This is a genomic window from Planomonospora antibiotica, assembly GCF_014647955.1.
GTDB classification, from domain to species: domain Bacteria; phylum Actinomycetota; class Actinomycetes; order Streptosporangiales; family Streptosporangiaceae; genus Planomonospora; species Planomonospora parontospora.
This window is the reverse complement of record NZ_BMQE01000053.1, coordinates 31,474-41,616: the sequence shown is the minus strand read 5'-3', so window position 1 is coordinate 41,616 and position 10,143 is coordinate 31,474. Positions and strand designations below refer to the sequence as shown.

At 69.7% G+C, this 10,143-nt stretch carries 11 protein-coding genes; 3 read left to right on the top strand and 8 right to left on the bottom strand.

What is annotated here, in order from left to right:
* Nucleotides 1-207: 207 nt before the first annotated feature.
* Complete coding sequence (locus tag IEZ06_RS30840; protein ID WP_189240202.1) at nucleotides 208-696, bottom strand: Lrp/AsnC family transcriptional regulator; 489 nt, start codon at nucleotides 694-696, stop codon at nucleotides 208-210.
* Nucleotides 697-816: 120 nt separating this feature from the next.
* On the opposite strand from IEZ06_RS30840, the gene IEZ06_RS30835 reads away from it, so the two are divergent.
* A complete protein-coding gene (locus IEZ06_RS30835) occupies nucleotides 817-1,710 on the top strand; it encodes a phenylalanine 4-monooxygenase (protein WP_068897779.1) in 894 nt (297 codons plus the stop codon).
* A gap of 154 nt (nucleotides 1,711-1,864) precedes the next feature.
* Nucleotides 1,865-2,875 carry a serine hydrolase gene (locus tag IEZ06_RS30830; protein WP_229798939.1) on the top strand — a complete coding sequence of 337 codons (1,011 nt, stop codon included), beginning with the start codon at nucleotides 1,865-1,867 and terminating at the stop codon, nucleotides 2,873-2,875.
* Between the two features lie 174 nt (nucleotides 2,876-3,049).
* On the opposite strand, the gene IEZ06_RS30825 is transcribed toward IEZ06_RS30830, so the two are convergent.
* The 7 genes from IEZ06_RS30825 to hisN all read right to left on the bottom strand — a co-directional run bounded on the left by IEZ06_RS30825 (nucleotide 3,050) and on the right by hisN (nucleotide 9,345).
* Nucleotides 3,050-3,247, bottom strand: a complete 198-nt coding sequence (locus tag IEZ06_RS30825; protein WP_189240200.1) for a hypothetical protein — start codon at nucleotides 3,245-3,247, stop codon at nucleotides 3,050-3,052.
* A gap of 432 nt (nucleotides 3,248-3,679) precedes the next feature.
* Nucleotides 3,680-4,396 (bottom strand): response regulator transcription factor, encoded by a 717-nt coding sequence (locus tag IEZ06_RS30820; protein ID WP_189240199.1) that lies wholly within the window; start codon nucleotides 4,394-4,396, stop codon nucleotides 3,680-3,682.
* 28 nt (nucleotides 4,397-4,424) lie between these two features.
* A complete protein-coding gene (gene pstB, locus IEZ06_RS30815) occupies nucleotides 4,425-5,342 on the bottom strand; it encodes a phosphate ABC transporter ATP-binding protein PstB (protein ID WP_373293965.1) in 918 nt (305 codons plus the stop codon).
* Nucleotides 5,343-5,350: 8 nt separating this feature from the next.
* Entirely contained in the window at nucleotides 5,351-6,241 is an 891-nt protein-coding gene (gene pstA / locus IEZ06_RS30810; protein WP_189240197.1) for a phosphate ABC transporter permease PstA, read from the bottom strand.
* Nucleotides 6,241-7,182 (bottom strand): phosphate ABC transporter permease subunit PstC, encoded by a 942-nt coding sequence (gene pstC / locus IEZ06_RS30805; RefSeq protein ID WP_189240196.1) that lies wholly within the window; start codon nucleotides 7,180-7,182, stop codon nucleotides 6,241-6,243. Before pstC ends, pstA begins: the two co-directional genes overlap by 1 nt.
* Nucleotides 7,182-8,180: a PstS family phosphate ABC transporter substrate-binding protein gene (locus IEZ06_RS30800; protein ID WP_203872268.1), complete on the bottom strand. Its 999-nt coding sequence runs from the start codon at nucleotides 8,178-8,180 to the stop codon at nucleotides 7,182-7,184. The genes pstC and IEZ06_RS30800 overlap by 1 nt, the downstream gene beginning before the upstream one ends.
* Nucleotides 8,181-8,541: 361 nt before the next feature.
* On the bottom strand, nucleotides 8,542-9,345 hold the full coding sequence (gene hisN, locus IEZ06_RS30795) for a histidinol-phosphatase (RefSeq protein ID WP_189240195.1): 804 nt from the start codon (nucleotides 9,343-9,345) through the stop codon (nucleotides 8,542-8,544).
* Between the two features lie 297 nt (nucleotides 9,346-9,642).
* Here hisN and IEZ06_RS30790 point away from each other — a divergent pair, with 297 nt between their 5' ends.
* On the top strand, nucleotides 9,643-10,086 hold the full coding sequence (locus tag IEZ06_RS30790) for a DUF4442 domain-containing protein (protein ID WP_189240194.1): 444 nt from the start codon (nucleotides 9,643-9,645) through the stop codon (nucleotides 10,084-10,086).
* Nucleotides 10,087-10,143: the final 57 nt, after the last annotated feature.

The window sequence follows — 10,143 nt, the reverse complement described above, 5'->3', positions numbered from 1 at the left end:
GCGCCGATGGTACTGCACTCGGGAGGGTGTGGGAGAGTAGGTCGCCGCCGGACAATCTTTGAAGTGAGGGCCGCCCTTCGGGGCGGCCCTTTCTGTTTTTGCGGGGGTGTGGGGCCGGCCGGTGGGTGTTCCGGGGCTGGACCGGACAGCTTCACTCTTTCAGCGGGCGGAAGGCCACCGGCGGTATCTGAGTTCGGCCCTAGCCGTCTATGCCGGGTCCCGCCCGCGGTCCGGCTCGGGGGCGATGCGCAGCAGCGGTTCGATCCGGAACGGGATCTGCACCGAGAGGGCGACCGTGGTGTCGGTGCGCTGCACGGCGGGGGAGGCCAGGACACGGGCGATGATCTCCTGCAGGTCCGGAGTGCTCCGTGCCACCACGCGGCAGAGCAGGTCGGACTGGCCGCTGGTGCCGTACACCTCGAGGATCTCGGGCAGGGCCCGCAGCGCCCGCACGGCCTCGGCCAGCCGGCCCTGGGCGATCTGCAGGGAGACGAAGGCCAGGATCGGGTAGCCGATGCCCTCGGGGGTGACGGTGGGGCCGAAGTCGGCGATGACGCCGCGTGCGGTGAGCTTCTCCACCCGTGCCTGCACGGTGCCGCGGGCCACGCCGAGCAGGCGGGCGAGCTCGGTGAGCCCGATCCGCGGATGGGCGCGCATGGTCACCAGGAGTCGGCTGTCCAGCTCGTCGATGACCATGTCGCCAGACTAGGCGATATGACCAGTCAGAACCAGACATGACCAGGCGATCTTGCGCAGATCGCCCACTTTTAATGCTCGCTCTTGCCAGCGAATCCGAGAATTGCTGTCATTTCATTCATGTTCGAGGAAGCACAGTACTTCGCGCCGGTGGCGGCCAACGACGACGGCACGGTCGAGGTCCAGCTCGCCGCGAGTCATCCCGGCTTCGCGGACCCCGTCTACCGGGCTCGTCGCAACGCCATCGCGGCGCTCGCCGTCGGCTACGTGCCCGGCACGCCCATCCCGACGGCCGAGTACACCGAGCAGGAGCACGAGGTGTGGGCGATCGTCAGCCGGGAGCTGGCGCTCAAGCACCGGAAGTACGCCACGGCCGAATACCAGCGGGCGGTGACGCGGCTGGGGCTGCCGGGTGACCGCATCCCGCAGCTCCAGGAGGTGGGCGACCTGCTGGAGCCCCTCACCGGGTTCCGGTACATCCCGGCGGCCGGCCTCGTCCCGCTCCGGGACTTCTACGGGGTCCTGGCGGACGGGCTCTTCCACTCGACGCAGTACATCCGCCATCACTCCACGCCGCTGTACACCCCCGAACCCGACGTGATCCACGAGGTCATCGGGCACGCCAACGCGCTCGCCTCCGACCGCTACGCGGCGCTCTACCGGCTGGCCGGGCAGGCGGCGCGCCGGGTCGAGAGCGACGAGGCGCTGGAGTTCGTCTCGAAGGTCTTCTGGTTCACGCTGGAGTTCGGGGTGATGACCGACGACGGCGAGCTGCGGGCGTACGGCGCGGGCATCCTGTCGTCCTACGGCGAGATCGAGGAGTTCCGGGGGATGGACATCCGCCCGCTGGACCTCGCGGCCATGGGCACCACCCACTACGACATCACGAAGTACCAGGACGTGCTGTTCCGGGCGGACTCGCTGGCGCATCTGGAGGACGTGGTCGGCGGGTTCTGGGAGAGCTGCGACGACGAGGCCGTACTCCGGCTAATCGCCGAGGGGCGTCAAGGCTAGGTAGCTCACCGGTCCGCCGTTCCAGGAAACCGCCTCCATTCGGCAGGCGCCCTTCTCACCCATCCTCATATGCCGCATTAATGGGATAAGTCCGATTTGTGGCTTCATGGGGAAGGCGGTGAGGGCGATGACGCGCCCGCGATGTCCGTCCGCCGTGGCCGTGGCAGTACTGGTGCCCGCGCTGGTCTGCGGATGCGTGTCCCAGCGGGCCGCCTCCCGGGGCGTGGGGCAGCCGCGAGCGGGGCCGCCGCCCGCCGTCGTCTGGCCGGCGCCGCCCGGCGGCGCCCCCGCCGCGCCGCCGGGGCCGCCCGTCCCCGCAACCGAGCTCACCCGCACGCTGGACCGCTTCCTGGGAGCGCACGGCGGCGACGTCACGGCCGCCGTGCGGGATCTGGCCACCGGCAGGGCCTACCACTACCACGCGGACCTGCAGCTGCCGACCGCCAGCACCTCCAAGGTCGACATCCTGATGGCGCTGCTGCTCCGGACGCCCTGGCGGGAACTGGGCGCGGCGGCGCGGCGCGACGCCGACCGGATGATCCGCCTCAGCGACAACGACGCGGCGGACCGGCTGTACGAGCGCATCGGCCTGGAGACGGGGCTGGCCGAGGCGAACCGGAGGTTCGGTCTCGAACGCACCTACGCGCCGCCCGGCCGGTGCGTCGACCTCTACTGCTGGGGGATCACCCGGACCACCGCGGAGGACCAGCTCCGGCTGCTCGCGGCGCTGGTCACGGAGACGAGCCCGCTGGCGGCGGCCGACCGCGGGCAGGTGCTCCGGTTGATGGGGGAGGTGATCCCCGAGCAGAGCTGGGGGATCAGCGCGGCGGCGTGCGCCGGGGACCGGGTGGCGCTCAAGAACGGCTGGCTGCGGCGCGTGTCGAACGGGCGCTGGGTGGTCGTGAGCGCGGGGTTGATCAGAGGGCGCGGGCACGACTACGCCGTGGCGGTGCTCACCGAGGACAACGGGAGCATGGGCACGGGCGTGCTCAGGGTCGAAGGTACGGCCGAGCGGATGCTGTCCGCGTTCCGCGGCGGGGAGGAATGCCGCGGAGGCGACCGGCGGGCCGGTGGCGGCGACGACGGCGAGAACGGGAGGAATCGGGAAGACCCGGAGCGCGGAGAAACGCGGGAAAAGACGCCGGGAACGGCAAAAAGCCCCTGACGGGTGAGTGTCGTTGGCCAGACGACTCTCACGTCAGGGGCTTCCGCGCCGTTTCCGAGATAATTCACACCGGGCTGTTCCGGCCGGCCAGGATGGCCCGGAGGCGAATCATCTCCGAACGGCACCGCCCGGCATGGGAAGCCGGGCGTGCGTCATCGCCTCTAAGGGAGAGGCTCAGTTGTCGATGATGCCGAGAAGGGCGAGGTCGATGAGGTCGTTCAGGATCTCGTTGTGGTTGCTGTCGTCGACGTAGGTGAAGTCGGGACGCTGCCTGTCGTCCCAGTCACCGGCCGACGCGACACCGGCCGTGGCCAGGCCCGCGAAAGCGGCGATCCCGGCGATGGCCGCACCTGCGAGAATACGACGGATCATGTTGCTTCCTCCATGGAAACGAAACGGGGAACTTCTGGAGACTCCTGCTGTAAGCCGTGTCCGGCTGACCGCTCGTTGTCGCGAATAAACATCTCGCACTGGCCGCGAGGCTTCAACGAATTAGCGCCAGGTTTCGGTCAAGGGCTGATGGCGCTTCTTTTGAAGTGCGCCGGTAGTGGGAGTATCCGGGTGATTTCCCGCGTCGATCGGAGGTGATTGGAATATTTCACGGCCATGAAGCCGGGTTGTTTCGATCGACCGGTTGGCGTGAGTCGTCCGATCGCTTCGGGCGGCGCGGCGCAGGCGGTTCCTCCCGCGGTGTTCTCCGGCGCCTGCCCGGTGTTCTCTGGAATTCCCGGCCGCGTCGGCTCTCGGGTTCCCCTGCCGGCGTCCTCCTGCCGGTCCGGAGGGAGGACGCCGGCGAAGGCGCGGTCAGCCGCGCTCGACCAGGCGGTATCCCACACCGCGCACCGTCTGGATGAGCCGGTCGTCGTTGTCCCCGAGCCGGGCGCGCAACCGCTTGACGTGCACCGCGATGGTGTTGGTCGAGGTGGTGTCGGTGGAGTTCCACACGTGCCGCATGATCTGCTCGCGGGTGACCGTGCGGTGCGCGTTGCGCATCAGGTAGTGCAGCAGTTCGAACTCGCGCAGCGGCAGGTGGACGAGTCTGCCGTCGACCCTCACCTGGTAGGCGTTGACGTCGAGTTCCACGTTGCCGACCACGAGCGTGCGGCGGATCCCCGAGTCGCCCTCGATCGCGGCCTGCACGAGAGGAAGGAGCTCGGGCACCCGGTACGGCCTGGCCACGCAGGCGGTGGCGCCGGCCGTGAGCGCCTGGACGGCCTGCTCGGCGTGGCCCTCGCCCGCACCGAGCAGGACGGGCACGGCCCGCGTCAGCCGTACGGCGCGGATGAACTCCACCGCGCCGATGACGGGCAGCGAGGCGCTGACGAGCACGACGTCGGGCCGGAGCGCCCCGGCCTGCAACAGGGCCTGGGCGCCGTCGGAGACGCCCAGGACCTCCACGCCCTCGCGTTCGAGGGTCACGGCGAGCTCCTCGACCAGGGCCGACTCCGGATCGGCCACCAGCAGCATGGGCGCGGTCCGTGTGTCCCCGTCCACTTCGGGTGCCGTCTGCGGCTGGATCACCCGGATCCTCCAAGTAGGGGTATGTGGTTCAGCCGAAGCGGCCGGTGATGTAGTCCTCGGTCCGCTTGTCGCTCGGGTTGGTGAAGATGCGGCTGGTCTCGTCGAACTCCACCAGGCGGCCGTGACGTACGCCGTCGGCGTCCACCTCGGCGGTGAAGAAGGCCGTGCGGTCGGAGACGCGGGCCGCCTGCTGCATGTTGTGGGTGACGATGACGATCGTGTAATCGCGCGTCAGCTCCTGCATCAGGTCTTCGATCTTGGTGGTCGCGATCGGGTCGAGGGCCGAGCAGGGCTCGTCCATCAGGATCACGTCGGGCTTGACCGCGATGGCCCGGGCGATGCACAGACGCTGCTGCTGACCGCCGGACAGGGAGAGCGCGTTCTGCTTGATCTTGTCCTTGACCTCGTCCCAGAGGGCGGCCTTGGTCAGCGCCTCCTCGACGATGTCGTCCATCTTCCCCTTCACACCGTTGACCTTCGGGCCGTAGGCGATGTTGTCGTAGATCGACTTGGGGAAGGGGTTCGGCTTCTGGAAGACCATGCCGATCCGGCGGCGGACCTCGATCGGGTCGACGTGGTCGCCGTACAGGTCCTCGTCGTGGTAGAGGATCTTGCCGGCCGCGCGGGCTCCGGGGATGAGGTCGTTCATCCGGTTGAAGCAGCGCAGCACGGTGCTCTTGCCGCAGCCGGACGGGCCGATCATGGCCGTGATCTCGCGGTTGCCGATGGTCATGTCGACGCCGCGGACCGCCTCGTAGTCGCCGTAGAAGACGCTGAGGCCGGAGACGGTGAAGACGGGGTCGAGGGCTTCGATGGTGCGGGGGACCTCGGGGCCCCGCACGGAGACGTTCGGCACGGAGACTCCGATCTCAACGGTCCCAGAAGTCGGCATGGGATCGCGGGGCACAGCGGTTCCGGTCGGCAGGGGGTTGCGGACATCAGACATTGCGTTTCTCACCAGCGCTTCTGGTAGCGGTTACGGAGCCAGATGGCGACGGAGTTCATCAGCAGCAGGATCGCGAGGAGGATCACGATCGCGGCGGCCGCGAGGATGGCGAACTCCTCCTGCGGACGGGCGATGAAGCTGTAGATCTGCAGCGGCAGCACGGTGAAGGTGCTCCAGACGCCCTCCGGGTTGAACCGGACCAGCGTCGCGGCGCCGAGCATCAGGAACGGCGCGGCCTCGCCGATCGCGCGGGAGAGCGCCAGGATCGAGCCGGTCGCGATGCCGGGGACGGACGCCGGGAGGACCTGCCGGTAGATGGTCTGCCACTGGGTCGCCCCGAGTGCCAGCGAACCCTCGCGGATCGACGGGGGCACCGCGCGGATGGCCTCACGGGCGGAGATGATCACGATGGGCAGCACCAGCAGCGAGACGGTGAGCGCACCGGTCATGACGGTGAAGCCGAACTGCATCCAGCGGGCGATCATGCCGAGGCCGAGGATGCCGTAGACGATCGAGGGCACCGCGGCCAGGTTGGAGATGTTCAGCTCGATCAGCCGGTTGTACCACTTGGTCTTGTCCGCGTACTCCTCCAGGTAGATCGCGGCCAGGATCCCGGTGGGCAGCGCCATCAGCGCGGTCAGGCCGATGATCCAGAGGGTGCCGAAGATCCCGGACTGGATGCCGGCGGTCTCCGGACGGCGGATCGAGGGCTGGTTCTCCCAGAGCGTCGAGTCGAGCCGGGGCCAGCCCTCCTCGACCACGTAGACGATCAGCATCGCCAGGAAGGCGATGGCGATGGCCAGACTGGCCAGCAGCGCGATGCGGAACAGGTGCTCCCTGAGCGGGCGCCCCTTGCTCGCGAGCTGCACGGCGGAGCGCGGCGTGGAGAGGATGGCCATCAGTCGTAGACCTCGCGATACTTCTGGACCATGCGGGCACTGAGGTAGTTCATGGCGAAGGTCATGATGAACAGCAGCGAGCCCACCGCGAAGATGGTCTTGTAGGCGGTGGAGCCGACCGACGCGTCACCCGAGCCGGCCTGCGCGATGAACGCCGCCATCGTGGCCATCTCGTTCGCCGGGTTGAGGGTGAAGACGGACTTGAAGCCGCCCGCGATCGCGACGATCATCGTCTCGCCCGCGGCCCGGGAGACCGCCAGGATGATCGCGGCGACGATGCCGGAGAAGGCGGCCGGGACGACGACCCGCACCGAGGTGATCATCTTGGAGGCGCCGAGGGCGTAGGAGCCCTCCCGCAGGCCGTTCGGGACCGCGGCCATCGAGTCCTCCGAGAGCGACGCGACGATCGGGATGATCATCACGCCGACCAGGAGGCCGGCGCTGAGCGCGTTCTTGCCGTCCAGGTCCAGGAACGGGAACACGTCCTGCAGTAGCGGGGTGACGAAGGTGAGGGCGAAGAATCCGAAGACCACGGTGGGCACGCCGGCCAGGACCTCCAGGACCGGCTTGAGAACCTTGCGGACGCGCGGGGTGGCGTACTCCGACAGGTAGATCGCGGCGGCCAGGCCGAGCGGCACGGCGACCACGATCGCGATCAGCGTGATCTCGAGCGTGGCGACGATGATCGGCCAGACTCCGAACGCCGGCGGGTTGAACAGCGGTCCCCAGGTGGTCGAGCCGAAGAACTCGCCCAGGCTGACCTCGGAGAAGAACTCGATGGTCGGCTCCAGCAGGGCCACCACGATGCCGACGGTGGTCACCACCGAGACCAGGGCCGCCAGCAGCAGGACGACCTTGACGGCGAACTCGCCGTAACGCGGGCGCGACCGCGCCAGGGACCCGGAGGTCCTTGGCGCGGTCGTACGGTGCTGTGCCGACATCAGCCCTGGCTCTTCAGGGAGTCGAGGTCGGACTTGAGCTTGGCCTCCTGCTCGGGGTTGAGCGGGATGAACTTGGCGTCCTTGGCGATCGTGCCGATGTTCGCCACGTAGTAGTCGAGGAACGCCGCGACCTCGGGCCGCTTCACCGCGGCGGCCGACGGGTAGACGAACAGCGGGCGGGCCAGCGGGGCGTACTTGCCGCCCTGGGCGGCCTCGACGCTCGGGGCGACGCAGCCGCTGCCGGAGTCGATCTCGAGGGCCTTCAGCTTGTCGGCGTTCTCCTCGAAGTAGGTGAAGCCGAAGTAGCCCAGGCCGCCCTTGGCGCCGGAGACGCCGGTGACGATGTCGTTGTCGTTCTCCGAAGGGCTGTAGTCCTTGCGGCTCGCGCCCTCCTCACCGTTGATCTCGTCGGTGAAGTAGTCGAACGTGCCGGAGTCGGTGCCCGGACCGTAGAGCTTGAGCTCCTCGGCGGGGAACTTGGGGTCGACGTCCTTCCAGGTCTTGACCTTGCCCTCGGCCGCCGGCTCCCACATCTTCTTGAGCTGGTCGGTGGTCAGGCAGGTGGCCCAGTCGTTCTCCTTGGAGACGACCACGGTCAGGGCGTCGGTGGCCACCGTGAGCTCGGTGAACTTGATGCCCTTGGCCTCGCAGGCCGCCTTCTCCTCGTCCTTGATCGGGCGGGAGGCGTTGGAGATGTCCGTCTCGCCGTTGCAGAACTTCTCGAAGCCGCCGCCGGTGCCGGAGCTGCCGACCGGCACCTTGACCTGCGGCTGCTCCTCGCCGAACAGCTCGGAGGCCGCCTGGGTGAGGGGCGCCACGGTGCTGGAGCCGTCGGTCTTGACCTCACCGCTCAGCGCGGCGCCCTGGGACTCGCCCGGGGCGGCGGCGGCAGAGGTGCCTTCGCTGGTGGGCTTGGCGTCGCCGCCGCAGGCCGCCGCGAGGGAAACGACGAGCGCGGCCGTCGCCACCGCGCTGAGGCGGCGCTGTCCACTGGTCACGGTTATGTTCCTTCTCCGTAGTGAGATCCGTTCTCGATGGCTCCGATGAAAGCGAGCGAAAGTGAACGGAAGTGAAACGACCAGTGACCGTGGCCGGAAGACGTGAGCATTGCCGTGTGAATACCGTTCCGGGTGATCTCCATGGCTCTCACATGGGGATTCGCGCCCTTGGAACGTGGCAGGGGAACTCCGGGGCGTGACAGGGGAACCCGGCGCCCGAGGGCGCCGGGTCACGACCGGAAGGCGGAGCGGGCGGTCGGGTGCACCCGGACCGGCGGACGTGGACCGGCGGTGCCGGAGGGGTGGATCGGGCGGGTGGGATCGGACCGGCGGTGCCGGAGGAGCGGATCGGGCGGGCGGCTCAGGCCGGCGGGGTGAGCGGGCCGCCGCCGAGACGCTCGAGGACCTCGCCGTGCAGGGAGCCGTTGGTGCAGACCAGGCTCCCGCCGTCCAGTCCGGGGACACCGGACAGGTCGGTCCAGGTGCCGCCGGCCTCCTCGACGATCACGGTCAGCGCCGCGATGTCCCAGGGGGAGAGTTCGGGCTCGGCGGACAGGTCCACCGCACCCTCGGCGACCATCACGTGGGACCAGAAGTCGCCGTAGGCGCGGCTGCGCCAGACGGAGCGGTTCAGGTCGAGGAAGCGGTCGAGCCTGCCGGCCTCCTCCCAGCCGCCGAGGCTGGAGTAGGAGAAGGAGGCGTCCTCCAGACGGGTGACGGAGGAGACCCGGCAGGGGGTGGCCTCGGCCAGGCTCCTGCCGGTCCACGCGCCACCGTCGCGGGCGGCCCACCAGCGGCGGCCGAGCGCCGGGGCGGAGACCAGTCCGACGACGACGCGGCCCTGGTCCATCAGGGCGATGAGCGTGGCCCAGACGGGCACGCCGCGCACGTAGTTCTTGGTGCCGTCGATCGGGTCGACGATCCACGAGCGCGCGCCGTGGCCGGTGGTGCCGAACTCCTCGCCGACGATCGCGTCATGGGGGCGGGCGCGCCGGAGCGTGTTCCGGATCGCCTCCTCGACCGCGCGGTCGGCGTCGCTCACCGGGGTCAGGTCGGGCTTGGTCTCGACCCGCAGGTCCACGGCCCTGAACCGGCGCATGGTCATGTCGTCGGCGGCGTCGGCCATGACGTGGGCGAGGCGGAGGTCGTCGTTGTAACCCGTCACGGGGGGCAACGCTATCGCGTCGGCGTGCCGTACAGGAGGGGCGGTGCGTGTTCGGGAGGGCGGGAGCGGACCGGGCCCTCGGCACCGCGGCGCGCCGGCTGCCTTTTCCGGCGGTGCGGCCGTACGGACGCCTCCGGGCGGTGCGGCGTGCCCGCTTCCCCGGCGGTGCGGCCGTACGGAGGCCCCGTCCGGCGGTGCGGCGTGCCGGCTTCTCCGGGCATGCGGACGCCCTGGACGGCGTGGATCCGGGCGCGGCACCCGTTGGAACTTTTGTTACCCGCGAGTAGCATCGAGGGCATGACCTTTGACGTGGGTGCCTTCATGTTGCAGAGCGTGCCGTTCGCCCGGACGCTGGACATCGCGTTCGAGAAGGTGGAGCCGGGCCTCGCGGTCTGCCGGATGCCGGACCGGTCCGACCTGCACAACCACCTGGGCGGCCCGCACGCCGGCGCCCTGTTCACCCTGGCCGAGTCCGCCTCGGGCGCCGCGATGCTCTCGGCCTTCGGCGACCAGCTCTCGCGGGCGACCCCGCTGGCCGCGAACGCGGCGATCCGCTACGTGAAACTCGCGATGGGCGAGGTCGTGGCCGAGGCCCGGCTCCAGGCGGACCGGGAGGAGGCCGTGGCCCTGCTCGACGCCGGCCGCCGACCCGAGTTCGACGTCGCCGTCGGCATCAGGACCGCCGACGGCACCCCCGTCGCGGAGATGACCGTCGCCTGGACCCTGCGTCCCAACCGCTGAGGCCGGGACGCCGGACGCCGGGACGCCGGACGCCGGGACACCGGACCCGGGGCGCCG